Below are 23,302 nucleotides of genomic sequence, written 5' to 3'. Positions count from 1 at the left end.
GGCGGTGCGACGACCGCAGACGCGCGTCGATGAATACACCCTAGCGATCCACTTCGCCGAACACGATGTCCTGCGTGCCGATGATCGTCACGGCGTCGGCGATCATGTGGCCGCGCGCCATTTCGTCGAGCGTGGACAGGTGCGCATAGCCCGGCGCGCGGATCTTCAGACGATACGGCTTGTTGGCGCCGTCCGAGATCAGATAGATGCCGAACTCGCCCTTCGGATGTTCGACTGCGGCGTACGCCTCGCCTTCCGGCACATGGAAGCCTTCGGTGAACAGCTTGAAGTGATGGATCAGATCTTCCATGTTCGACTTCATGCCGACGCGCGACGGCGGCGCAACCTTGTGATTGTCCGTCATCACCGGGCCCGGATTTTTACGCAACCACTCAATGCACTGTTTCGCGATACGCGTGGACTGACGCATTTCCTCGACGCGCACCAGATAACGGTCGTAGCAGTCGCCGTTGACGCCGACCGGAATGTCGAAGTCGAGCTTGTCATAAACTTCATACGGCTGCTTCTTGCGCAGGTCCCACTCGATGCCAGAGCCACGCAGCATCGCACCGGTCATGCCGAGCTGCAACGCGCGCTCCGGGCTGACCACGCCGATGCCCACCAGACGCTGCTTCCAGATCCGGTTGTCGGTGAGCAGCGTTTCGTATTCGTCGACGCACTTCGGGAAGCGCGTGAAGAAGTCGTCGATGAAGTCGAGCAGCGAACCCTGACGGTTCTCGTTCATCTTCGACAACGCCTTCGCATTGCGAATCTTCGACGCCTTATATTGCGGCATTGCGTCAGGCAGATCGCGATAGACGCCGCCCGGACGATAGTAAGCCGCGTGCATGCGCGCACCCGACACCGCTTCGTACACGTCCATCAGGTCTTCGCGCTCGCGGAACGCGTACAGGAACACCGCCATCGCACCGACGTCGAGCGCGTGCGCGCCGATCCACATCAGGTGATTCAACACGCGCGTGACTTCGTCGAACAGGACTCGAATGTATTGCGCGCGCAGCGGCACGTCGATGCCGAGCAATTTCTCGATCGCGAGCACGTAGCCGTGCTCATTGACCATCATCGACACGTAGTCGAGACGGTCCATGTATGGCACAGACTGGATGAACGTCTTGCTTTCGGCGAGCTTTTCAGTCGCGCGATGCAGCAGACCGATGTGCGGATCGGCGCGCTGGATCACTTCGCCGTCGAGTTCGAGCACGAGACGCAGCACACCGTGCGCTGCCGGGTGCTGCGGACCAAAGTTGAGCGTGTAGTTCTTGATCTCTGCCATGACGTTCTCTTAGTGTTTCAGACCGCCATAGCGATCTTCGCGGATCACGCGCGGCGTGATTTCCCGCGGCTCGATCGTCACCGGCTGATAAACGACGCGCTTCTCTTCCGGGTCGTAACGCATTTCGACGTAGCCGGAGACCGGGAAATCCTTGCGGAACGGATGACCGATGAAACCGTAGTCGGTCAGAATGCGGCGCAGGTCCGGGTGACCTTCGAAGACGATGCCGTACAGGTCGAACGCTTCGCGCTCGTACCAGTTGACCGAATTCCAGATATCGACGACGGACGGCAGGATCGGCATGTCGTCGTCCGGCGCGAACACGCGTAGACGCAAACGCCAGTTGTTCTGCACCGACAGCAGATGCAGCACTGCCGCAAAACGCGGGCCGTCGTAGGCGCCTTCGGCATAGGTCTGATAATCGACGCCGCACAGATCGACACACTGCTCGAAACCGAGCGCGCGGTCGTCACGCAGACGCTTTGCCACGTTGAGGTAGTCGCCTGCCTTGACGACGATCGTCAATTCACCGATCGACTCAGTCACGCTCAACAGGAGGCCGCCAAAGGCCGCCTCGATGTTCGCTTTCAGGGTCTCGAGTTTGCTTGCCATATTTTGGGGAGGCGTTGGCCTTATTGACGGGCGATGGTATTGGTGCGGCGAATCTTGGCTTGCAACTGGATCACGCCGTATACCAACGCTTCCGCTGTGGGCGGACAACCCGGCACGTACACATCGACCGGGACGATGCGGTCGCAGCCGCGCACCACCGAGTACGAGTAGTGGTAATAGCCGCCGCCGTTCGCGCACGAGCCCATCGAGATCACCCAGCGCGGCTCCGCCATCTGGTCGTAGACCTTGCGCAGAGCGGGCGCCATCTTGTTGCACAGCGTGCCGGCGACGATCATCACGTCCGACTGACGCGGACTCGGACGGAACACCACGCCGAAACGGTCGAGGTCATAACGGGCGGCGCCCGCATGCATCATCTCGACCGCGCAGCACGCGAGACCGAACGTCATCGGCCACAGCGAACCGGTGCGCGTCCAGTTGATCAGTTTGTCTGCCGTAGTGGTGACAAACCCTTCTTTCAAGACCCCTTCGATACTCATTTGCTTTCCACTCCAGACGGGGCGGCAAGCCTGGCCACCCACGCAAACCGGCGATTAATCCATCATTCCCAGTCGAGGCCGCCCTTCTTCCAGATGTAGGCAAAGCCAAGCAGGAACTCGAGCAGGAAAATCATCATTGCCATGAAGCCGGCCCAGCCGATGTCACGCAATGCCACGCCCCACGGGAACAGGAACGCGGTTTCAAGGTCGAAAATGATAAAGAGAATGGCGACGAGGTAGTAGCGCACGTCGAATTTCATGCGCGCATCTTCGAATGCTTCGAAGCCGCACTCGTACGGTGCGTTTTTCTCGGTGTCGGGCTTGTTGGGACCGAGGATCTTGCCAATGCTGACCAGTGCTACGCCTAAACCGGTGCCCACAATAAGGAACAACAAAACGGGGAAATAGGCTGCGAGGTTCAAGACAATCCTCAATCGGTTGGTTCTGAGTGCCGTCAGGAGCATAGCACCCCTGACGCGAAATCACTTCCTCAACGCGCACGACGCAAGCCTTGCAGCCATACGCCAGAAGTGAAAATGCCAGCCGAAGCGAAGCAAACGGCTGGCATTTAGATAACATTTGGTGCCGACGGCGAGACTCGAACTCGCACAGCTTTCGCCACTACCCCCTCAAGATAGCGTGTCTACCAATTTCACCACGTCGGCACTATATGCAATCCGGGAAAACAACTTGTAAAACCCGCGAATCGCTTCAAGACTTGAATTGTAACTTGTTTAAGCGGATTGTTCAACGCACAAGAGCACGTCTACCGAAAATTTATTTCGGCACGCCCGTCGCCGGAACCGACGCAGGCGAAGCCGGCGCTGCTACCGCCGGAGCCGAGCTCGCGGCTGGCACGGAAGCAGGCGAAGCCGCGACCGGAGCAGTAGCTGCCACGCCCAGCACGCCTGCCGACGGCTTCACGTGATACGCGCCAAGGTAAGTGAGCGCCAGCGTCGTTGCAAAAAACAGAGCTGCGAGCACCGCCGTGGTACGCGAGAGGAAGTTCGCCGAACCCGTCGCACCGAACAGACTACCCGACGCGCCGCTGCCAAAAGCAGCGCCCATGTCGGCACCTTTGCCGTGCTGCAGCAACACGAGTCCGATGACCCCGAGCGCCGACAACAACTGAACGACGATAATCAATGTTTTCAAATACAGCATCACACTCACCTGAGTCTTTATTTAACTGCGCCGCACACGGTGTGTTGCGCAAAATGGAGTCATCCTCGCCGAGACGCCCTGCTCAACCGGCCACGCTGGTCGCGGCGGCCGCTTTGCAGATCGCCAGGAAATCCTGATCTTTCAACGACGCGCCGCCGATCAGGCCGCCGTCGATATCGAGCTGACGGAACAGTTCTTCCGCGTTCTCCGGCTTCACGCTGCCGCCGTACAGCAACGGCACGTCCGCCGCGCCCTTTGCCGCGAGACGTGCGCGCAGGAACGCATGCACGGCCTGCGCCTGTGCCGCCGATGCGCTCTTGCCGGTGCCAATTGCCCACACCGGCTCATACGCTACGACAAGGCGTGCCGCCTCCTGAGCCGACACCTTCGCGAGCACTTCGTCGAGCTGGCCGCCGACGACCTGCTCGGTCGAACCAGCTTCGCGTTCTTCGAGCGTTTCGCCGACGCACACGATCGGCGTCAAACCCGCTTCGAGCACGCGCTGCGTTTTCACCGCGACCAGTTCGGCGCTTTCGCGGTGATACGCGCGACGCTCCGAGTGTCCGACGATCGCAAACGTGGCGCCGAAGTCGGTCACCATCGGCGCAGCCACTTCGCCGGTATAGGCACCGTGCGTGAACGCGGACACGTCCTGCACGCCCCACACGACCGGACTGCCTTTGAGTAGCGACTGCGCCTGCGCGAGATAAAGGCTCGGCACGCACACACCGACGCGCACATCGGCCGGCAATTCACCGGAGCCCTGCGCCACGGCCTGCAACAACGCGGCGTTCGCGGCGAGCCGCCCATGCATCTTCCAGTTACCGACTACCAGTTTGCCTCGTTGTTGATTCGACATCGTCTCGTGTTGTCCTGTCTTGCCAGTCCTGCCTGCTCTGCCGGCGGACTTCGGTTGCGCCTCGCTGCGGCTCGTTGCCCGTCCGGCGGATTGATCCGGCGCACGCAAAACGCGCAATTTTACTGCGTGGGGTGGATCGGGTCAAACCGACGACGTCAAGCCTCCTGACCCCACGTCAACACGATCTTGCCCACGTGCGTGCTGCTTTCCATCAGCGTGTGCGCCTCGGCGGCCTGAGCGGCCGGAAACACGCGATGCACGACGGGCTTGATGCGCCCAGCTTCCAGATGGGGCCACACGCGCTCCTTCAGTTGCGCGGCGATCTGCGCCTTGAACTCGATCGGCCGCGGCCGCAGTGTCGAACCGGTAACCGTCAGACGGCGGCGCAACACTTCGTTCAGGTTCAGTTCCGCCTTTGCGCCGCCGAGCAGCGCAATCAGCACGATGCGACCGCCATCGGCGAGCGCCGACAATTCGCGCGGCACGTAGCTGCCCGCCACCATGTCGAGGATCACGTCGACGCCGCGATCATTGGTCAGCGACTTGATGACTTCGACGAAATCTTCAGTCTTGTAGTTGATCGCCCGTTCGGCGCCGAGCGCTTCGCACGCTCGGCACTTTTCGTCCGAGCCCGCGGTGGCGAACACGCGGAAGCCGAGCGCGTGCGCAATCTGGATCGCGGTCACGCCGATGCCGCTCGAACCGCCCTGTACGAGCAGCGTTTCGTTCGCGCCGCCTTCGCCCTGGCCGAGTTGCGCGCGATTGAAGACGTTGCTCCACACCGTGAAAAACGTCTCGGGCAGCGAAGCCGCTTCAACATCCGACATGCCCGCCGGCACCGGCAGACATTGCAGCAACGGCGCGGCCGCATACTCCGCGTAACCGCCGCCCGCGAGCAGCGCGCACACGCGATCGCCGATCTTCAGACCGAACGGGTTGTTCTTCCCGTCGATGGTGCCGCCGACGATCTCGCCCGCCACCTCCAGCCCCGGCAGATCCGAAGCCCCCGGCGGCGGCGCATAGCCGCCCTTGCGCTGAAACACGTCCGGACGATTGATGCCTGATGCCGCCACCTTGATCAGCACCTCGCCCGCCTTGAGCTGCGGCGTCGGACGCTCCGCCAGCTTGAGGACTTCCGGCGCACCGAATTCAGTGATTTCGATCGCTTTCATCTGCGTCAACTCCAAGATTGGATTGCGTTGCCTACCCGTTGCAGCCGTCTGCCTTAGCGCCGCGCTGCGATTCGAATTCGCAACGCAATCCATCCTGCATGAAAAACGGCCGGCGTGCATGACACGGCCGGCCGTTTGTCCGTTACCGCATTACTGCGGTGTCGGTTCGCCTTGCGGCGCGTCGTTCAGCAATGCCTTCGCCGACAGACGCACACGACCCTTCTCGTCCGTCTGGATGACCTTGACCTTCACTTGCTGGCCATCCTTCAGATAGTCGTTGATGTCCTTGATGCGCTCGTTGGCGATTTCGGAGATATGCAGCAGACCGTCCTTACCCGGCAGGATGTTCACGATCGCGCCGAAGTCGAGCAGCTTGAGCACGGTGCCTTCGTACACCTGACCCACTTCGACTTCCAGCGTGATGTTCTCGATACGCTTCTTCGCTTCGGCCATCCCTTCGCTGCTCGTGCTCGCGATGGTGACGACGCCGTCGTCCGAAATGTCGATCGTCGTGCCGGTTTCTTCGGTCAGCGCACGGATCACCGAGCCGCCCTTGCCGATCACGTCGCGGATCTTTTCCGGGTTGATCTTGATCGTGATCATGCGCGGTGCGAACTCCGACAACTGGGTGTTCGCGCCCGACACCGCCGAGGTCATCTTGCCGAGGATGTGCATGCGGCCTTCCTTCGCCTGCGCAAGCGCGACCTGCATGATTTCCTTCGTGATGCCCTGGATCTTGATGTCCATCTGCAGCGCGGTCACGCCTTGCTCCGTACCCGCGACCTTGAAGTCCATGTCGCCGAGGTGATCTTCGTCGCCGAGGATGTCGGTCAGCACCGCGAAGCGGTTGCCTTCGAGGATCAGGCCCATCGCGATACCGGCGACGTGCGCCTTCATCGGCACGCCGGCGTCCATCAGCGCGAGGCAGCCGCCGCACACCGAAGCCATTGACGACGAACCGTTCGACTCGGTGATTTCCGACACGACGCGGATCGAGTAGCCGAATTCGTCGGCGCTCGGCAGGCACGCGACGAGCGCGCGCTTGGCGAGACGGCCGTGACCGATTTCACGGCGCTTCGGCGAACCGACGCGGCCCGTTTCGCCGGTCGCGAACGGAGGCATGTTGTAGTGGAGCATGAAGCGCTCGCGGTACTCGCCTTCGAGCGCGTCGATGTTTTGCTCGTCGCCCTTCGTGCCGAGCGTCGCGACCACCAGCGCCTGCGTCTCGCCGCGCGTGAAAAGCGCCGAGCCGTGGGTACGCGGCAGCACGCCGGTGCGGATTTCGATCGGGCGCACGGTGCGCGTGTCGCGGCCGTCGATACGCGGCTCGCCGTTCAGGATCTGCGTACGGACGATCTTCGCTTCGATGTCGAACAGCACGTTGCCGACCGACGCCTTGTCGGCCGCCACGGTGCCCGCTGCCGCAGCTTCTTCCTCGAGCTTCGCCGAGGTTGCCGCGTAGACTTCCTTCAGCTTGGTCGAGCGAGCCTGCTTGTCGCGGATCTGGTAAGCGGCGAGCAGATTGGCTTGCGCGAGTTCGGTCACGCGCGAGATCAGTGCTTCGTTCTTCGCGGCCGGCTGCCAGTCCCACTCGGGCTTGCCGCCTTCGCGGACCAGTTCGTGGATCGCGTCGATCGCGGTCTGCATCTGCTCATGACCGAACACGACGGCGCCGAGCATCACTTCTTCGCTCAGTTGCTGCGCTTCCGATTCGACCATCAGCACCGCGCGTTCCGTACCGGCGACGACGAGGTCGAGGGCCGACTCCTTCATCTGCGGACGCGTCGGGTTCAGCACGTATTCGTTGTTGATGTAGGCCACGCGTGCCGCGCCGACCGGGCCGTTGAACGGCAGACCCGACACTGCGAGCGCCGCCGACGCGCCGATCAGCGCGGGGATGTCGGCGGGGATTTCCGGATTCAGCGACAGCACGTGAATCACGACCTGCACTTCGTTGTAGAAGCCTTCCGGGAACAGCGGACGCAGCGGGCGATCGATCAGGCGCGAGATCAGCGTCTCGCCTTCCGACGGACGGCCTTCGCGGCGGAAGAAGCCACCCGGAATCTTGCCCGCGGCGTAGGTCTTTTCGATGTAATCGACGGTGAGGGGGAAGAAGTCCTGGCCCGGCTTCGCGGTCTTCGCGCCGACCACGGTGGCGAGCACCACGGTGTCTTCGACGTCGACGATCACCGCGCCGCCCGCCTGGCGAGCGATTTCACCGGTTTCGAGGCGAACGTTGTGCTGCCCCCACTTAAACTCTTTGACGATCTTGTTGAACATAGTCATTGCTTTTCCTCATCGTAATGCCGCGCGGACCGGAAGCGGCGCGGCAACGCCGGGGCCGGCGCCGCATGGGAAGAGTCGTGCTATGCCATTCCAGAGAGCCACGCGCTGCGTGTGCGCGCAAACCGCTGGAATGACACAAAACTCTGCCCTGAAGCCCGGCCATGTTTCTGTTACTGCCTGTTCTACTGCTATTTTGCTACTGCTACTGCGTTGCCCGTAGACGCCGCGCGAACCGGCATACGCCGCGGATCACAGGCGGTGCACGTGATACGAAGCGCGCCGCGCAAAAACAAAATGCCTGTATCAGCGAAACTGACACAGGCATCTTGCTGAACGACTGGCCGATTACTTACGCAGACCCAGCTTCTCGATCAGGCTGCGGTAACGGTCCGCGTCCTTACCCTTCAGGTAGTCGAGCAGCTTGCGACGGCGGCTCACCATGCGCAGCAGACCGCGGCGGCTGTGGTGATCCTTCGTGTGCTCCTTGAAGTGGGAGGTCAGTTCGTTGATGCGGGTCGTGAGCAGCGCGACCTGAACTTCGGGGGAGCCGGTGTCGTTAGCTGCGCGTGCGAATTGCGCGACGACTTCGGACTTCTTGCTTGCTTCAACTGCGGACATGTCGATTTCCTTGATAACTGGACAGGCGGTCACGGAAGAAAGGCCGTGCCGTGGGATACCCGTTTCACAAATTTACTGAGTCCCGTTCGTGGCTGAATTAGCTGAATCCGAACCCAGCCCAACAACGGGACGCGTATTGTAGCACAGCGCGCCCCGGCCGCGAACCCTGACCGGCAAGGCGAATCGAGCGTCGCTCGCGCTCGCTCAGGGCCGCCGCATGCGGCAGACCGACGGCAATACCGTGCGCTCGGCCGGTAGCGCCAGCACCGTGCGGAAGCCATAGCCAGAGCCTTCGTTATCGAAATGCACGCCCGGCGTACCGGCTTTGTCCATCTGCATCACATAAAGGGGCTGGATCAGCTGGTGATCATCGGCGCGCATCCACGATGCGTGGAAGCCGTTGTCGAAGCGGATGCCCTCGAGCGCTTTCGCGACCGCCGTCGGATCGGCACTGCCGGCGCGGTTCATCGCGGCGGCGAGCGTCTCGATCATCAGTGGCATGCGCAGCACCGGATAGTCGTCCTGCGCGGCCGGAAAGCGCGCGCGGAACGCCGCGTACCACGCGTCGGAGGCCGCGCCGCCGACGTTCGGATGCCACTCGGCCACCGCGATCACGTGACCCACGCCCGCGTCGCCGAGCGCGGCGGGCGCGCCGAGGCTGTTGCCGTAGAACGTGTAGAACTTCGTGTCGAGGCCCTGCTCGCGCGCGGCCTTTACCAGCAACGTCAGATCGTTGCCCCAGTTACCCGTAATCACGGCGTCCGCGCCGCTCGCGCGAATCTTTGCGATATACGGCGCGAAATCCTTCACGCGGCCGATCGGGTGAAATTCGTCGCCGACTACCGCGACGTCGGGGCGCTTCGCCGCGAGCGTCGAGCGCGCGAGGCTGCTCACGTCGTGGCCGAAGCTGTAATCCTGGTTCAGCAGATAGACCTTTTTCACCGCCTTGTCGTGCTCGATCACATCGGCGAGCGCGGCCATCCGCATGCCCGCGTGCGCGTCGAAGCGGAAGTGCCAGAAGCTGCAATCGGAGTTGGTGAGGGCGGGATCGTCCGCCGAGTAGTTGAGGAACAGTTCGCGGTTGTCGGGCTCGCGGCTGTTCTGCTTGTCGATCGCGCCGATCAGTGCCGCGGCGACCGCCGAGCTATTGCCCTGCAGGATGTAGCCGATATGGCGATCCGCGGCCGCCCGCAATTGCGTCAGCGCTTCCTCCGTGCTGCCCTTGCTGTCGAGCACGATAAGTTCGAACGGATGCGCGCCGTCCGCGAGCTTCACGCCGCCGTGCGCGTTGACCTGCTCGACACCGAAGCGCAGATTGCGCTCGACCGCCGCGCCCGCGTTCGCGAACGGGCCGGACATGCCTTCGATCAGCGCGAGCTGAATTGGCGTGCCGCTGGGCATGCCGGCCGGCAGGCTCGCGGGCTTGCTTGCGACCTTGCTTGCGGGGCTACCGGCCTGGCTTGCGGCCAGCGTGGCCGGGCGGCTCTCCAGCTTGCCGGTGGCCGGTTGCGCTGACGTTTGATTCCCGCCCGTCGCCGCCGGATTCGTCGCGGAACTCGCCGCCTCCGCAACGCCAACTCCCGCAGCCGCCATCGAAATTGCCGTCAGCGCAAGCGCCGCCGTCCGTTGCCACATCGCCGTCATGGTCGTCCCGCCTGAATCTTTGAAGCGCGGATCATAGGACGACGCGCAAGGAATAGGCAAGCCGGCGCATTCGTTACCGTTCGGAGGCGACGCGCGCTCAGGCAGCGCAATTGTTCGCCACAGCGCGTGTCAAAATAGCGCGTCTCGATGATAAGAACCGCTATTCAAACGCCATCGGAGGAATACATGTCGAACCGCCACCACCGCACGGCGGCCTCTTTCACGGGCCCGGCCGGCGCCAGTCTGCGCCGTGCCGCGCTCGTTTGCCTGAGCGCGCTCGCGCTCGCCGGCTGCGCGCAGCCGTGGCAACAGTATCAACCGGGAGCGGACGCATCGACGGTGATCGCGCGACTTGGTCCGCCGCGCGAAACCTATGACTTGCCCGACGGCGGCAAGCGTCTGATGTGGCCGACCCAACCGATGGGCGAGACCACCACCGCCGCCGACATCGACGCGGCCGGCAAGATCGTCGACATGCGCCAGGTGCTGCAGCCCACCGAGTTCTATCGCGCCGAGATCGGCAAATGGACGCGCAGCGACGTGCTGGTGAACTTCGGACGTCCGGTCGAAACGTCGTACTTCCCGCTGATGCGGCGCGAAGTCTGGACCTATCGCTATCTCGAAGACAACGTCTGGTACATGCTGTACAGCTTCTACTTCGACGACCAGGGCATCTTGCGCCTCACGCAGAAGACCCCCGACCCGCTGCACGACCCCGACCGCCGCAGCCTGTTCTGAGCGTTGAGCGCCGTCTTCGGCAGAAGCGCCAAATCTCAAAAAGCCGCCTTCCGTAGGCGGCTTTTTTATTCTCAAAGCATAAGGAAGAATTTTATCCTGTTTACGTCAACCATCCGACCAAAGAAAGGTTATTGTAAACACCCGTTCGGGCACCGGCTCGCGATCAACCGCGCAGTCGCGACTCAGTCGGATGCCTGGTCAATTGCCTTTACTACGGAGTTGCTACGATGAACCGACCCAAACACCTGCTGGTCGCCAACGTCGCGTGGGCGCATGAAACCGCGGCGGGCAATCCGGCATTTTTTCGCGACCTCGTGCGCGGACAGAACCCGCACATTCTGTGGATCGGCTGCGCGGACAGTCGCGTGCCTGCCGAAACGATCACGCGTTGCGAGCCCGGCGATCTTTTCGTCCATCGCAACATCGCCAACCTGTTTCATCCCGAAGACGACAACGCCGCGAGCGTCCTCGAATACGCGGTGCGCGTGCTCAAGGTCGGCCATGTGATCGTCTGCGGCCACTATGGCTGCGGTGGCGTGCGCGCCGCGCTGCTGCCCCCGGACCCGGCGCTGCCCCATGTGAATCGGCGGATCGCGCCGCTCTGCGCACTCGCGAAAACGCATCACGCGGAACTGGACGGCGCGGCAACCGGGCCGGATCGCATCAACCGCCTTGCCGAGCTGAACGTGCTCGAACAGGTGCGGCAGTTGCGGGCGAGCCCGATCGTGCGCGAGGCTGATCCGGCGCCGCTCGTGCACGGCTGGATCTTTGCGCTCGACGACGGACGCATCAAGGTTCTCACCTCCGGCTACACCTCCGACGACGCGATGACCTGCACGACCGCCGCGCACAGCGCGGCCTAGCAAAGCGCGATGCCGCCCCACTTGAACCGCGGACGAGCGCAAAGCGGACTTGCCTTCGAGCCACGCCCCGTTCGGCGCCCCACCTTTCGCTTTTCGACACCATGAATCCTCAAATCTCTTTCTCCGCACTCCAGCGCGACGTGCTCGCCGGCACGGCCGTTTTCCTGGTGGCCCTGCCGCTTTGCCTCGGCATCGCTCACGCATCGGGCGTCGACCCGTTCGCGGGGCTGGTGTCCGGCATCATAGGCGGGCTCGTCGTTGCCGCGCTGAGCGGCTCGCGCCTGAGCGTTAGTGGCCCGGCCGCGGGCCTCGTCGTGATCGTCGTCGACGGCATCGCGCGGCTTGGCGGCTTTCCCGCTTTCCTGCTGGCCGTACTGCTGTCGGGCGTCATCCAGTTCGGCTTCGGCATGCTCAAGGCCGGCCGCTTCGCCGCCTACGTGCCGTCGCCGGTGATCAAGGGAATGCTCGCGGCCATCGGCGTGCTGCTGATCCTCAAGCAGTTTCCCGTCGCGCTGGGCTTGTCCGGCATCGATCACGCCGTCCAGTCGGCGACCGTGGTCGCAACGCCGTTCGGCGCGATCTCGCTGACCGCCGTGCTGATCACGCTGCTGTCGCTCGCGATACTCGCCGGCTGGGAAACGCGCGCGCTGCGCCGCTTCGCTGTCGTGCGGATCATGCCTGCGCCGCTCGCGGTGGTGCTGCTCGGCATCGGCGCGACGCTCGCGCTGAATCTCGTCGCGCCATCGCTCGCACCGGCCGCCGAGCGACGGGTCGCGTTGCCGTCGCTCGAATCGTTCGCGGCACTGCAAGCCGCGCTCGCGTCGGCCGACTTCGGCCCAGGGTTCGCCCAGCTCATCAATCCCGACATTTGGCGCATTGCTATCACGATCGCGATCGTCGCCAGCCTCGAAACGCTACTGAGCCTCGAAGCGGTCGAGCAGATCGATCCGGAGCGCCGCCGCGCGCCTCCCGATCGCGAACTGAAGGCGCAGGGGGTGGGCAATCTGATCGCGGGTGCGATCGGCGGCCTGCCGATCACCGCGGTGATCGTGCGGAGCTCCGCGAACGTGCATGCCGGCGCAAAAAGCCGGCTCTCGGCAATCGTTCACGGCGTGCTGCTTCTCGTCAGCGTGTTCGCGCTCACGAGCGTGATCAACCTGATTCCGCTCGCCTGCCTGGGCGCGATCCTGATCTTCACCGGGTTCAAACTCGCCAAGCCGTCGTTGTTCGCCGGGCTCGCGCGGCAGGGATTCGCGCCGTTCGCGCCGTTCGTCGTCACACTCGTCGGTGTGCTCGTCACCGATCTGCTGATCGGTATCGTGCTCGGCATCCTGTGCAGCATGCTGTTTGCGCTATACGCAAACCTGCGCGGCCCGATCGTGCTCGCGCAGCATGGCGATCACTACCTGCTGTCGTTTCGCAAGGACGTGTCGTTTCTCGGCAAGGTGCCGCTCAAGCACTATCTGCAGCAGATTCCGGATGGCGCCACCGTGATCGTCGACGCAACACGCGCCGATTTTGTCGATCACGACGTGCGCGAGCTGCTGGACGCGTTCGCCGCCGATGCGCCCCGCCGCGAGATCAGCGTCGACGTCAGGTATCAGGTCCGGGAGCAGGCGCGCGCAACTCGCGGCTGGTCGCTGCGGCGCCCGACGGCGGAGTAGTTCCGCAGCATCTCGCCACCGCCCATGCGCGATGAAGGCGAAAAAAAGCCCCGCGTGTCAGCCACAGCGGGGCTTCTCCTTTCGATCCACAGTCGAGCTTGCGCGCTACTCCGAGCGTTGCGGATTCAGCTTGTCCGCATTCGAGTAGAGCTTGTTGAGCGCCGAGAAATACGCCTTCGCGGACGCCGCGACGATATCCGGATCCGTGCCTGTTCCGTTGACGATGCGCCCGGCCTTCGACAGCCGCACGGTCACTTCGCCCTGCGCCTGCGTGCCGGTCGTAATCGCGTTGACCGAGTACAGCAGCAGTTCGGAGCCGCTGCCCACTTCCGTTTCGATCGCATTGAGGGTGGCGTCGACCGGGCCGTTGCCGCGCGCTTCGCCGGTGATCTCTTTACCCTCTACCGAGAACACGACCTTCGCGTGCGGCGGCTCGCCGGTTTCCGAATGCTGCGACATCGACAGAAACTTGTAGTGCTCCTTCTCGTGCGCTTCCGCCGATTCCTCGTTGACGATCGCGATGATGTCTTCGTCGAAGATCTCCGCCTTGCGGTCGGCGAGTTCCTTGAAGCGCGCGAACGCGGCATTCAGTTCGGCTTCGCTGTCCAGCGCGATGCCGAGTTCCTGCAGACGCTGCTTGAACGCGTTGCGGCCCGACAGCTTGCCCAGCACGATCTTGTTCGCGGTCCAGCCCACGTCTTCCGCGCGCATGATTTCGTAGGTGTCGCGCGCCTTCAGCACGCCGTCCTGGTGGATGCCCGATGCGTGAGCAAAGGCGTTCGCGCCGACCACGGCCTTGTTCGGTTGCACGACGAAGCCGGTGATCTGCGACACGAGCTTCGAAGCCGGCACGATCTGCGTCGTATCGAGGCCGACGTCGAGTCCGAAGTAATCCTTGCGGGTCTTCACCGCCATCACGATCTCTTCGAGCGACGTATTGCCCGCGCGCTCGCCGAGACCGTTGATCGTGCATTCGACCTGGCGCGCACCGCCAATCTGCACGCCGGCGAGCGAATTCGCGACCGCCATGCCGAGGTCGTTGTGGCAATGCACGGAGAACACCGCCTTGTGCGAGTTCGGAATGCGCTCGCGCAGCGTTTTCACGAGTTGGCCATAGAGCTCCGGCACGCCGTAGCCGACCGTGTCGGCGATGTTAATCGTGGTCGCGCCTTCGGCGATCACCGCTTCCAGCACGCGGCACAGGAAGTCCATATCCGAGCGGCTGCCGTCTTCCGGCGAGAATTCGACGTCGTCGGTGAACTTGCGCGCGAAACGCACCGCCAGCTTGGCCTGCTCGAATACCTGCTCGGGCGTCATCCGCAGTTTCTTCTCCATGTGCAGCGGCGACGTCGCGATAAACGTGTGGATGCGGAAATGGTCGGCCGGTTTCAGCGCGTCGGCGGCCTTCTGAATGTCCTTGTCGTTCGCGCGCGCAAGCGAGCAGATCGTGCTGTCCTTCACGAGGCCCGCGATCGTATGGATCGCGTCGAAGTCGCCGTTCGAGCTGGCCGCGAAGCCCGCTTCGATCACGTCGACTCTCATCCGCTCGAGTTGCCTGGCGATGCGGATCTTCTCTTCCTTCGTCATCGACGCGCCGGGCGATTGCTCGCCGTCACGCAGCGTGGTGTCGAAAATGATCAGTTTGTCGGACATGTCGGGCCTCCTCGGGAGTCGTTCAGATGTGGGACTTGGTGTTGGAATGGGACGGTGGGCGCCGCCGCTGGCGAGGTAGGGCGATCGCGATGATCGCGGCCGGTGCGGACGGAACGCAAAAAGGCATAAAGGCGTGAACGAAGCATGTTGGCGCGGCGCAGCGAACGGTCTCGGCGACCCGGCAAAATCGGCCACGCCAACGCACTGATCCGACGACTATAGCGGCATTCCAGCCACCGCGCAATGCACGCCGGGTCGGCCTGGGGCGCGGTCCGAAGCGACCTCGTAATGGCACGCACCAACGAAAAACGGCAGCCCGTGGGCTGCCGTTTTTCGTACATCGCTGCGATGCAGCGCGGCTCAAATCGTCAACGGTCGTGCGACATCGAACGCGCCGGATTGGCCCTGCCGCGCACCGCCTGATACGCCCAGAACACGTAGCCGGACAGACCGTACAGCACGAATAGACCGAACAGCATCAACGGCGGATCGGACGACACGAGCACGAACGCGACCACCACCAGCAGGATCACGCCGAACGGCACGCGATGCCGTACGTCGAGCGCCTTGCCGCTATAGAAAGGCGCGTTCGACACCATCGTCACGCCCGCATAGATGGTCAGCACGAACGCGACCCACGGCAGCCAGACGAGCTTCAGCGGCACGCGGTTGTCGGTGGCGAGCCACACGAATCCGGCGATCAGCGCCGCCGCGGCCGGACTCGGCATGCCCTGGAAAAAACGCTTGTCGACTACGCCGATGTTCGTATTGAAACGCGCGAGCCGCAGCGCCGCGCCCGAGCAATAGACGAACGCCGCGAGCCAGCCCCATCGGCCGAGGTCTTTCAGGATCCACTCGTACATCACGAGCGCCGGCGCGACACCGAACGACACCATGTCCGACAGGCTATCGAACTGCTCGCCGAACGCGCTTTGCGTATGCGTCATGCGCGCGACGCGGCCGTCCATGCCATCGAGCACCATCGCGACGAAGATCGCGATCGCCGCGATCTCGAAGCGCACGTTCATCGCCTGCACGACGGCGAAGAAGCCGCAGAACAGCGCGGCCGTGGTAAACGCGTTCGGCAGCAGGTAGATGCCGCGTTTTCTGAGGAACTGCTGACGCTGCGCGCGCCGGCTGTCGGCGACCGGCGACTCCGTGACCACCGGCTTGTTGCGGCGAAACGGACGCGGCAGGGGTCCGCTGGTGCGGGGTCGACGCGGTTTGAATGCGGCCATTCGGACAACCTCCTGTATGCCGCTTTACAGCTCGGCGAGGATCGTGGACGACGCCGACACCTTCTCGCCGATCGACACGCGCGGACGGCTGCCCACCGGCAGATACACGTCGACGCGCGAACCGAAGCGGATGAAACCGTAACGCTGGCCGCGGGTCAACGGCTCGCCTGCACGGACGTAGCAAAGAATGCGCCGCGCGATCAGGCCGGCAATCTGCACCGACGTGACCGTCTGGCCGCCGGCCATTTCGATGACGACCGCATTGCGCTCGTTTTCGAGCGAGGCCTTATCGACCGCCGCGTTCAGATATGCGCCGGGGAAGTATTCGACCTTCGAGATCGCGCCGTCGACCGGCGAGCGCTGCGAGTGCACGTTGAACACGTTCATGAACACGCTGATCTTCAGCGCTTCACGATTCGCATAAGGGTCATGCGCGGTTTCCACCGCGACGATGCGACCGTCGGCGGGACACAGTACCGCGTTGGCCTGGGTCGGAATCGGACGCGCCGGATCACGGAAGAACTGCACGACGAAGATCAGGATCAGCCAGAAGAGCCACGCAATGCCGAACCCCGCGAAGGCGTGAACCAGTAATGCAACGACGGCCGCGATGGCGATAAACGGCCAGCCTTCTCGCGCGATGATCGGATGAGGGTAATTCATGGATGGCTTCTGTGTTTTTGTAAAACCGTAGGATAGCAAAAGCCGCCCAGGGTTCAGCACCCTTGGACGGCTTTTTGACTGGCCCGGCCGCCGCGCCGAAGCGCCGCGCCGGACCTCGTTACGTCGAGACGCTTAGTTCTTCGACTGGTCGACGAGCTTGTTCTTCGCGATCCACGGCATCATCGCGCGCAGCTTCGAGCCAACTTGCTCGATCTGGTGCTCGGCCGTCAGACGGCGACGCGATTGCAGCGTCGGCGCGCCAGCCTTGTTCTCGAGGATGAAGCTCTTCGCGTATTCGCCGGTCTGGATGTCGGTCAGCACGGCCTTCATCGCCTTCTTCGTTTCAGCGGTCACGATGCGCGGACCCGTCACGTACTCGCCGTACTCGGCGTTGTTCGAGATCGAGTAGTTCATGTTCGCGATGCCGCCTTCGTAGATCAGGTCGACGATCAGCTTCAGTTCGTGCAGGCACTCGAAGTACGCCATTTCCGGCGCGTAGCCCGCTTCGACCAGCGTTTCGAAGCCAGCCTTGATCAGATCGACGGTACCGCCGCACAGCACGGCCTGCTCGCCGAACAGGTCGGTTTCGGTTTCTTCGCGGAAGTTCGTTTCGATGATGCCGGCACGGCCGCCGCCGTTAGCCGCTGCGTACGACAGCGCGATGTCGCGCGCCGCGCCCGACTTGTCTTGCGCAACCGCGATCAGGTGCGGCACGCCGCCACCTTGCGAGTACGTGCCGCGAACCGTGTGGCCCGGTGCCTTCGGCGCGATCATGATCACGTCGAGGTCGGCGCGCGGGATCACCTGGCCGTAGTGAACGTTGAAGCCGTGCGCGAACGCGAGCGCGGCGCCCTGCTTGATGTTTGCGTGGACTTCCTTCGCGTACACGTCGGCGATCTGCTCGTCCGGCAGCAGCATCATGACGACGTCCGCGCCCTTCACCGCTTCCGCGACTTCCTTCACTTGCAGGCCAGCGTTTTCAGCCTTGCTCCACGATGCGCCGCCCTTGCGCAGACCGACCGTGATGTTCACGCCGCTTTCCTTCAGGTTCAGCGCGTGCGCATGGCCTTGCGAGCCATAGCCGATGATGGTGACCTGCTTGCCCTTGATGAGGGAGAGATCGGCGTCCTTGTCGTAGAAAACTTTCATGTCGGTTCCTTGGCTAGATTCGATGATTCAGAGAAATTCAGATACTGCGAATGTTGTTATTGCCGGCCGGGCGATGCCGCGTTGCCCGGCCTTTCGATCGTGACGTCAGACCTTCAGAATGCGCTCGCCGCGACCGATGCCCGAGCTGCCCGTACGGACCGTCTCGAGAATCGCCGTGGAATCGAGCCCCTCGATGAAGGCGTCGAGCTTGTCGCTCGCCCCCGTCAGTTCGATCGTGTAGGTCTTTTCGGTGACGTCGATGATGCGGCCGCGGAAAATGTCCGACATCCGCTTCATCTCCTCACGTTCCTTGCCGACCGCCCTCACCTTGATCAGCATCAGCTCGCGTTCGATGTGGGCGCCCTCGGTAAGGTCGACCACTTTCACCACCTCGATCAGGCGGTTCAGATGCTTCGTGATCTGTTCGATCACGTCGTCCGAGCCAACGGAGACGATGGTCATGCGCGACAGCGAACGGTCTTCGGTCGGAGCCACCGTCAAGGTTTCAATGTTGTAGCCGCGTGCCGAGAACAGACCCACCACGCGCGACAGCGCGCCCGGTTCGTTTTCCAGCAGGACGGAAATGATGTGTCTCATGTTTCGCTTCTTCCAGATGTAGTGTCGATGTCTGCGAGCGGAGCGGCGCCGCTTCGTCTGCCCTCGCCTTTTGTGAAGGCGCGCATCACGAAGCCAGCGCTGGATTTAACCAAACGCCCCGTCGTTAAAGATCTTCCGAACCCATGAGCATCTCGGTGATGCCCTTGCCGGCCTGAACCATCGGCCAGACGTTTTCGGTCGGGTCGGTCTGGAAGTCGAGAAACACCGTGCGATCCTTCAGGCGCAGCGCTTCCTTCAGCGCCGGTTCCACATCGGCCGTGCGCTCGATGCGCATGCCCACGTGACCGTACGCTTCGGCGAGCTTCACGAAGTCCGGCAGCGCATCCATGTACGAATGCGAATAGCGCTTGCTGTATTCGATCTGCTGCCACTGGCGCACCATGCCCAGATAGCGGTTATTCAGCGAAATGATCTTGATCGGCAGATCGTACTGCTTGCAGGTCGACAGCTCCTGAATGCACATCTGGATCGAGCCTTCGCCCGTGATGCACAGCACGTCGTCGTCCGGATGGGCCATCTTCACGCCCATCGCGGCCGGCAAGCCGAAGCCCATCGTGCCGAGGCCACCGGAGTTGATCCAGCGACGCGGCTTGTTGAACTTGTAGAACTGCGCGGCCCACATCTGGTGCTGGCCGACGTCGGAGCAGACGAACGCGTTGCCGTCGGTCAGCTCCCACGCCTTTTCGACCACGTACTGCGGCTTGATGATCTCGCTCTTGCGGTCGAACTTGAGGCAGTCTTTCGAGCGCCAGCCTTCGATATCCTTCCACCAGTCGGCGAGCGCCGCGGTGTCGGGGCCATGCTCGGCCGTCTGCAACTGCTCGATCAGTTCTTTCAGCACTTCCTTCACGTCGCCGACGATCGGAATGTCGACCTTGACGCGCTTGGAAATGGAGGAAGGATCGATGTCGATATGGATGATCTTGCGCGGCCGCGACGCGAAGTGAGTCGGATCGCCGATCACGCGGTCGTCAAAGCGTGCGCCGATGGCGATCAGCACGTCGCAGTGCTGCATCGCCATGTTGGCTTCGTACGTACCGTGCATGCCGAGCATGCCGAGGAATTTCTTGTCGCTCGAGCGGTAGCCGCCCAGACCCATCAGCGTGTTGGTGACCGGATAGCCGAGCAGATCGACAAACTGGTTCAGCTCACGCGACGCATCCGCGAGCACGATGCCGCCGCCGGTGTAGATATACGGGCGCTTCGCCGACAGCAGCAGCGATACCGCCTTGCGGATCTGACCGGAGTGGCCCTTCGTGACGGGGTTGTACGAGCGCAGCGACACGCTCTTGATCGGCTCGTATTGGCACGGTGCCTTCGACACGTCCTTCGGAATGTCGATCAGGACCGGACCGGGACGGCCGGTACGGGCGATGTAGAAAGCTTTCTTGACGGTGGCGGCGAGATCGCGCACGTCCTTCACGAGGAAGTTGTGCTTCACGCAGGGACGCGTGATGCCGACCGTGTCGCATTCCTGGAATGCATCCTGACCGATCGCGGCAGTCGGCACCTGGCCGCTGATCACCACCATCGGGATCGAATCCATATAGGCGGTGGCGATGCCGGTCACCGCATTGGTGACGCCGGGGCCGGAGGTCACGAGACACACGCCGACCTTGCCGGTGGAGCGGGCATAGGCGTCGGCAGCATGCACGGCGGCCTGTTCGTGGCGCACGAGCACGTGCTCGAACTTGTCCTGCTTGTACAGCTCGTCGTAAATGTAGAGTACCGAGCCGCCGGGATAGCCCCAGATGAACTCGACGTCTTCGTCGGCCAGTGCCTTCATGAGCACGGTGGCGCCGATAGAGTCTGCTTCGTGATGGGGGGTCGTATCCGACGTGGAGAATTCCGCGCTGGGCATATTCATTGATTCACCTTTCGAATTTTCGGCAAAAAATTGATCGGGTGCTCTCTGCCGGGCTCGTGACTCGGGTTCAAGCGGCGCGTCCAGTTGACAGGCGGGCTTCTTGGGCCGCACCTCAATTGAGACAACTCACTTATGTTGCGAACCAGCGACGATAGCTGCTGGCGCGCTCGCGGTCAAGAAAATATTGCCAGCGGCTCGCGCGTAGGAGCGGGCGATCGGACGGAATGTCAACCGTCAGAAAAATGCAAGCTCGCGCAGGTTTCGCCCCTATCGGAGCAAAAGTTTGTTAGCATCCGCCGAGTTTTACGACATTTTTCGACCGATTACGCGCACGCTTGCTGCGCCGACCCCACACGGATGGCATCAGACAAGGAACTCGCCGATTTTCTGGCGGGCGTCGAAAGGCGCGCGTTCAAGCAGACGGTCTACGCCGTGCGGGACGACGATGCGTCCCTCGACATCGTGCAGGACGCGATGATCAAGCTCGCCGAGAAATACGGCGATCGTCCGGCGGCAGAGCTACCGCTGCTGTTTCAGCGTATTCTGCAGAATGCGACGCACGACTATTTCCGTCGTGCCAAAGTACGCAATACGTGGGTCAGTCTGTTCTCGTCGCTCGGCAATGCCGACGACGACGAATTCGATCCGCTGGAAACCTTCGAGGCCGAGGCGGGTTCGGCTGGCTCCGAGAGCAACGAACAGAAGCTCGAACGCGAGCAGGTCCTTCAGTTGATCGACGACGAGATCCAGAAATTACCGGCACGTCAACGGGAGGCGTTTCTCATGCGTTATTGGGAGGATATGGATGTCGCCGAGACTGCCGCCGCAATGGGCTGCTCCGAAGGCAGTGTGAAAACGCACTGCTCCCGGGCCACCCACACGCTCGCGCAAGCGCTCAAGGCGAAAGGAATTACGCTATGAGCTCCCTCGAAAACACAGAAGTCGAGTTTGCGCGTCAACTGCGCCGCGCGCTCGACGAAAACACCGCCAGCCTCCCTTCCGCCACCGTCGACCGGCTCGCCGCTGCACGTCGCGCCGCGTTGGCGCGCAAAAAGCCCGAAACCGCCACCGCGCCGGTGTTCGTGCCCGCGTTCGCCGGCATGCCGGCCGGGATGGCGGCGCTGCCACAGGGAGGCCTCGAGCCGCGCCGCCGCTGGCCGCTGCGCCGCTTCGCGCTCGCGTGGCCGCTCGCCGCGCTGGTCGTGAGCCTGATCGGCATCGCCTACTGGGAAGACCACCAGCGCACCGCCGAGCTCGCCGATATCGATGCCGCCATGCTAAGCGACGACCTGCCGCTCAATGCCTATCTCGACCACGGCTTCAACGCGTATCTTTCACGCGCCCACTGAGCGGGAGATTCCTCGGGTGAGTTACAAGCGCGGCCTGGCCGTTGTTTTCGGATGCACGATCGCGGCCCTGGTGTCGTTTGTCGCGACCTATCCGCGCTTTCATCCGAGCCCATCGTCGGTGGGCAATCCGTCGCCCGGCGTCAACGTCGCCGCGCCCACGCCCGCTCCCGCACTTTCCGTCGATTTGCCCGGCCTGCCGGGCAGCAACAGCCCGCTCGCATGGTCGCGCCTGAGTGCGGCTGATCATGTCGCGCTCGCGCCATTCGAATCCCAGTGGGATTCGTTTAGCGACGAACGCAAGCGCAAATGGATCAAGATCGCGTCGCGATACGCAAAGATGTCGCCGGATGCGCAAAAACGTCTGCATGAGCGCATGAGCGAATGGGTGCGGATGACGCCCGATCAGCGCCGTGTCGCGCGAGAGAACTACCAGGTTTCGAAGGAGTTGCCGCGCGAAGCTCGCCAGAACGCGTGGAAAGCGTACCAGCAGCTGCCCGAAGAAACGAAGGAGCGGCTCGCCGCGAGCGAGCACAAGCGCCGCCCCAGCGTCGTCAGCGCGCCGCCGTCGGCTCGCAACGAGATCAGGGGCATCGACCGCCTTGTGAACGCGCGCGAGCACGGTGCCAGCGCTACCGCGGCGGCGAGCGCCGCGCCGGCTGCCTCCGCGCCGGCCGCGGCCTCGCTGCCGGCGCCGCCCGCGATTCCGGCGGCGGGCAGCTTCGTGCCGGCGACGCCGGTGCCGGTGTCGCCAGCCGAGGCGCCGGCGATCTTCCACGGCTCCTGATTCCGATCCCGAGCCCGTTACATGGCCCAGCCGCTCGTCCCCCCTGCTCTGCCCGCCGCCGTACCTGGCGGCACGGCGCCCACCGTCCGGCGGCGGCTGGCGGCATTGCTGTACGAAGCAGTTATTCTGTTCGGCGTCGTGTTTCTCGCCGGTTATCTGTTCAGCACGCTTACGCAGCAGCGCAACGGGCTTGCGCATCACAACCTGCTAGCCGCCTGGATCGGCCTCGTGGTTGGCGTGTATTTCGTCTGGTTCTGGACCCACGGCGGCCAGACGCTGCCGATGAAAACCTGGCGGTTACGGGTTGTTGGCGCTGATGGCGCGCCGATTTCTGGTGGGCGCGCGATTGGGCGGTATGTGCTCGCCTGGTTGTGGTTTTTGCCGCCGCTGGCGTTGCATCCGATGCTTGGGTTGCGGGTGCCGCAGACGCTCGTTATCGCGGGTGTCTGGTTCGTGGCGTGGGCCGCTAGTGGGCGTTTGGATCCGCAGCGGCAGTTTTTGCATGACCGGCTTGCGGGCACGCGGGTGGTAACGGTTGTGCGCTGAGCGCGCGGGGTTGTTGGCCCC

General features: G+C 63.2%; 23 protein-coding genes and 1 tRNA gene. 7 read left to right on the top strand and 17 right to left on the bottom strand.

From position 1 onward, the window contains the following. Positions 1-40 precede the first annotated feature (40 nt). From EVC45_RS19290 to EVC45_RS19240, 11 genes are all read right to left on the bottom strand, one after another. The gene (locus EVC45_RS19290) at positions 41-1,294 is read right to left on the bottom strand and encodes an NADH-quinone oxidoreductase subunit D (protein ID WP_129959656.1); all 1,254 of its coding nucleotides are present in this window, start codon (positions 1,292-1,294) and stop codon (positions 41-43) included. Positions 1,295-1,303: 9 nt separating this feature from the next. After that, on the bottom strand, positions 1,304-1,906 hold the full coding sequence (locus EVC45_RS19285; protein ID WP_129959654.1) for an NADH-quinone oxidoreductase subunit C: 603 nt from the start codon (positions 1,904-1,906) through the stop codon (positions 1,304-1,306). Positions 1,907-1,926: 20 nt separating this feature from the next. Next, entirely contained in the window at positions 1,927-2,406 is a 480-nt protein-coding gene (locus EVC45_RS19280) for an NADH-quinone oxidoreductase subunit B family protein (protein WP_006052903.1), read from the bottom strand. Between the two features lie 62 nt (positions 2,407-2,468). Then, positions 2,469-2,828: an NADH-quinone oxidoreductase subunit A gene (locus EVC45_RS19275; protein ID WP_075296569.1), complete on the bottom strand. Its 360-nt coding sequence runs from the start codon at positions 2,826-2,828 to the stop codon at positions 2,469-2,471. 158 nt (positions 2,829-2,986) lie between these two features. Next, positions 2,987-3,071 (bottom strand) — tRNA-Leu (locus EVC45_RS19270). A 112-nt stretch (positions 3,072-3,183) separates the two neighbouring features. Continuing rightward, positions 3,184-3,570, bottom strand: a complete 387-nt coding sequence (secG, locus tag EVC45_RS19265) for a preprotein translocase subunit SecG (RefSeq protein WP_129959652.1) — start codon at positions 3,568-3,570, stop codon at positions 3,184-3,186. Positions 3,571-3,652: 82 nt separating this feature from the next. Beyond that, positions 3,653-4,429 (bottom strand): triose-phosphate isomerase, encoded by a 777-nt coding sequence (gene tpiA, locus EVC45_RS19260; RefSeq protein ID WP_129959650.1) that lies wholly within the window; start codon positions 4,427-4,429, stop codon positions 3,653-3,655. A gap of 155 nt (positions 4,430-4,584) precedes the next feature. Continuing rightward, positions 4,585-5,601, bottom strand: a complete 1,017-nt coding sequence (locus EVC45_RS19255; protein ID WP_129959648.1) for an NAD(P)H-quinone oxidoreductase — start codon at positions 5,599-5,601, stop codon at positions 4,585-4,587. 150 nt (positions 5,602-5,751) lie between these two features. Continuing rightward, positions 5,752-7,887 carry a polyribonucleotide nucleotidyltransferase gene (gene pnp, locus EVC45_RS19250; RefSeq protein WP_211193441.1) on the bottom strand — a complete coding sequence of 712 codons (2,136 nt, stop codon included), beginning with the start codon at positions 7,885-7,887 and terminating at the stop codon, positions 5,752-5,754. 345 nt (positions 7,888-8,232) lie between these two features. Continuing rightward, entirely contained in the window at positions 8,233-8,505 is a 273-nt protein-coding gene (gene rpsO / locus EVC45_RS19245) for a 30S ribosomal protein S15 (protein WP_008920609.1), read from the bottom strand. Between the two features lie 204 nt (positions 8,506-8,709). Then, positions 8,710-10,149 (bottom strand): branched-chain amino acid ABC transporter substrate-binding protein, encoded by a 1,440-nt coding sequence (locus EVC45_RS19240; protein WP_129959646.1) that lies wholly within the window; start codon positions 10,147-10,149, stop codon positions 8,710-8,712. A gap of 186 nt (positions 10,150-10,335) precedes the next feature. Between EVC45_RS19240 and EVC45_RS19235 the strand changes: the two genes are divergently transcribed. The 3 genes from EVC45_RS19235 to EVC45_RS19225 all read left to right on the top strand — a co-directional run bounded on the left by EVC45_RS19235 (position 10,336) and on the right by EVC45_RS19225 (position 13,414). Next, on the top strand, positions 10,336-10,887 hold the full coding sequence (locus EVC45_RS19235; RefSeq protein WP_129959644.1) for a hypothetical protein: 552 nt from the start codon (positions 10,336-10,338) through the stop codon (positions 10,885-10,887). 227 nt (positions 10,888-11,114) lie between these two features. Continuing rightward, positions 11,115-11,750, top strand: a complete 636-nt coding sequence (locus EVC45_RS19230) for a carbonic anhydrase (RefSeq protein ID WP_129959642.1) — start codon at positions 11,115-11,117, stop codon at positions 11,748-11,750. A 101-nt stretch (positions 11,751-11,851) separates the two neighbouring features. Further along, the gene (locus EVC45_RS19225; protein ID WP_129959640.1) at positions 11,852-13,414 is read left to right on the top strand and encodes a SulP family inorganic anion transporter; all 1,563 of its coding nucleotides are present in this window, start codon (positions 11,852-11,854) and stop codon (positions 13,412-13,414) included. A gap of 105 nt (positions 13,415-13,519) precedes the next feature. Here the strand turns inward: EVC45_RS19225 and EVC45_RS19220 are convergent, their stop codons facing one another. From EVC45_RS19220 to EVC45_RS19195, 6 genes are all read right to left on the bottom strand, one after another. Then, complete coding sequence (locus EVC45_RS19220; protein WP_129959638.1) at positions 13,520-15,067, bottom strand: 2-isopropylmalate synthase; 1,548 nt, start codon at positions 15,065-15,067, stop codon at positions 13,520-13,522. Positions 15,068-15,435: 368 nt separating this feature from the next. Further along, positions 15,436-16,305 (bottom strand): CDP-diacylglycerol--serine O-phosphatidyltransferase, encoded by an 870-nt coding sequence (gene pssA / locus EVC45_RS19215; RefSeq protein WP_129959636.1) that lies wholly within the window; start codon positions 16,303-16,305, stop codon positions 15,436-15,438. A 24-nt stretch (positions 16,306-16,329) separates the two neighbouring features. Further along, positions 16,330-16,968: a phosphatidylserine decarboxylase gene (locus EVC45_RS19210; protein ID WP_129959634.1), complete on the bottom strand. Its 639-nt coding sequence runs from the start codon at positions 16,966-16,968 to the stop codon at positions 16,330-16,332. Between the two features lie 132 nt (positions 16,969-17,100). Next, positions 17,101-18,117, bottom strand: coding sequence for a ketol-acid reductoisomerase (gene ilvC, locus EVC45_RS19205; protein WP_075296448.1), 1,017 nt, complete (start codon positions 18,115-18,117; stop codon positions 17,101-17,103). Positions 18,118-18,222: 105 nt separating this feature from the next. Continuing rightward, a complete protein-coding gene (gene ilvN, locus EVC45_RS19200; protein WP_008920618.1) occupies positions 18,223-18,714 on the bottom strand; it encodes an acetolactate synthase small subunit in 492 nt (163 codons plus the stop codon). 124 nt (positions 18,715-18,838) lie between these two features. Then, positions 18,839-20,602, bottom strand: coding sequence for an acetolactate synthase 3 catalytic subunit (locus tag EVC45_RS19195; protein ID WP_129959632.1), 1,764 nt, complete (start codon positions 20,600-20,602; stop codon positions 18,839-18,841). 357 nt (positions 20,603-20,959) lie between these two features. Between EVC45_RS19195 and EVC45_RS19190 the strand changes: the two genes are divergently transcribed. The 4 genes from EVC45_RS19190 to EVC45_RS19175 are packed head-to-tail and all read left to right on the top strand — an operon-like array spanning position 20,960 to position 23,281. Beyond that, positions 20,960-21,523: an RNA polymerase sigma factor gene (locus EVC45_RS19190; RefSeq protein WP_129959729.1), complete on the top strand. Its 564-nt coding sequence runs from the start codon at positions 20,960-20,962 to the stop codon at positions 21,521-21,523. Further along, a complete protein-coding gene (locus tag EVC45_RS19185) occupies positions 21,520-21,951 on the top strand; it encodes a DUF3619 family protein (protein WP_129959630.1) in 432 nt (143 codons plus the stop codon). The genes EVC45_RS19190 and EVC45_RS19185 overlap by 4 nt, the downstream gene beginning before the upstream one ends. A 16-nt stretch (positions 21,952-21,967) precedes the next feature. Beyond that, positions 21,968-22,735 carry a DUF3106 domain-containing protein gene (locus EVC45_RS19180; protein WP_129959628.1) on the top strand — a complete coding sequence of 256 codons (768 nt, stop codon included), beginning with the start codon at positions 21,968-21,970 and terminating at the stop codon, positions 22,733-22,735. 21 nt (positions 22,736-22,756) lie between these two features. After that, a complete protein-coding gene (locus EVC45_RS19175) occupies positions 22,757-23,281 on the top strand; it encodes an RDD family protein (protein WP_129959626.1) in 525 nt (174 codons plus the stop codon). The last annotated feature ends 21 nt before the right edge of the window (positions 23,282-23,302 follow it).

Source organism: Paraburkholderia sp. UYCP14C (assembly GCF_004197395.1).
Lineage (GTDB): Bacteria > Pseudomonadota > Gammaproteobacteria > Burkholderiales > Burkholderiaceae > Paraburkholderia.
This window is presented reverse-complemented; position numbering and strand designations above follow the sequence as displayed.

Bases quoted from the DNA above. Each gene is read 5' to 3' on its own strand.
- tpiA (WP_129959650.1), bottom strand. From the start codon at position 4,429: ATGTCGAATCAACAACGAGGCAAACTGGTAGTCGGTAACTGGAAGATG.
- EVC45_RS19280 (WP_006052903.1), bottom strand. From the start codon at position 2,406: ATGAGTATCGAAGGGGTCTTGAAAGAAGGGTTTGTCACCACTACGGCA.
- EVC45_RS19225 (WP_129959640.1), top strand. From the start codon at position 11,852: ATGAATCCTCAAATCTCTTTCTCCGCACTCCAGCGCGACGTGCTCGCC.
- EVC45_RS19175 (WP_129959626.1), top strand. From the start codon at position 22,757: ATGGCCCAGCCGCTCGTCCCCCCTGCTCTGCCCGCCGCCGTACCTGGC.
- ilvC (WP_075296448.1), bottom strand. From the start codon at position 18,117: ATGAAAGTTTTCTACGACAAGGACGCCGATCTCTCCCTCATCAAGGGC.
- EVC45_RS19290 (WP_129959656.1), bottom strand. From the start codon at position 1,294: ATGGCAGAGATCAAGAACTACACGCTCAACTTTGGTCCGCAGCACCCG.
- EVC45_RS19190 (WP_129959729.1), top strand. From the start codon at position 20,960: ATGGCATCAGACAAGGAACTCGCCGATTTTCTGGCGGGCGTCGAAAGG.
- EVC45_RS19210 (WP_129959634.1), bottom strand. From the start codon at position 16,968: ATGAATTACCCTCATCCGATCATCGCGCGAGAAGGCTGGCCGTTTATC.
- ilvN (WP_008920618.1), bottom strand. From the start codon at position 18,714: ATGAGACACATCATTTCCGTCCTGCTGGAAAACGAACCGGGCGCGCTG.
- secG (WP_129959652.1), bottom strand. From the start codon at position 3,570: ATGCTGTATTTGAAAACATTGATTATCGTCGTTCAGTTGTTGTCGGCG.
- pnp (WP_211193441.1), bottom strand. From the start codon at position 7,887: ATGACTATGTTCAACAAGATCGTCAAAGAGTTTAAGTGGGGGCAGCAC.
- pssA (WP_129959636.1), bottom strand. From the start codon at position 16,305: ATGGCCGCATTCAAACCGCGTCGACCCCGCACCAGCGGACCCCTGCCG.
- EVC45_RS19235 (WP_129959644.1), top strand. From the start codon at position 10,336: ATGTCGAACCGCCACCACCGCACGGCGGCCTCTTTCACGGGCCCGGCC.
- EVC45_RS19285 (WP_129959654.1), bottom strand. From the start codon at position 1,906: ATGGCAAGCAAACTCGAGACCCTGAAAGCGAACATCGAGGCGGCCTTT.
- EVC45_RS19185 (WP_129959630.1), top strand. From the start codon at position 21,520: ATGAGCTCCCTCGAAAACACAGAAGTCGAGTTTGCGCGTCAACTGCGC.
- EVC45_RS19255 (WP_129959648.1), bottom strand. From the start codon at position 5,601: ATGAAAGCGATCGAAATCACTGAATTCGGTGCGCCGGAAGTCCTCAAG.
- EVC45_RS19195 (WP_129959632.1), bottom strand. From the start codon at position 20,602: ATGAATATGCCCAGCGCGGAATTCTCCACGTCGGATACGACCCCCCAT.
- EVC45_RS19220 (WP_129959638.1), bottom strand. From the start codon at position 15,067: ATGTCCGACAAACTGATCATTTTCGACACCACGCTGCGTGACGGCGAG.
- rpsO (WP_008920609.1), bottom strand. From the start codon at position 8,505: ATGTCCGCAGTTGAAGCAAGCAAGAAGTCCGAAGTCGTCGCGCAATTC.
- EVC45_RS19230 (WP_129959642.1), top strand. From the start codon at position 11,115: ATGAACCGACCCAAACACCTGCTGGTCGCCAACGTCGCGTGGGCGCAT.
- EVC45_RS19240 (WP_129959646.1), bottom strand. From the start codon at position 10,149: ATGACGGCGATGTGGCAACGGACGGCGGCGCTTGCGCTGACGGCAATT.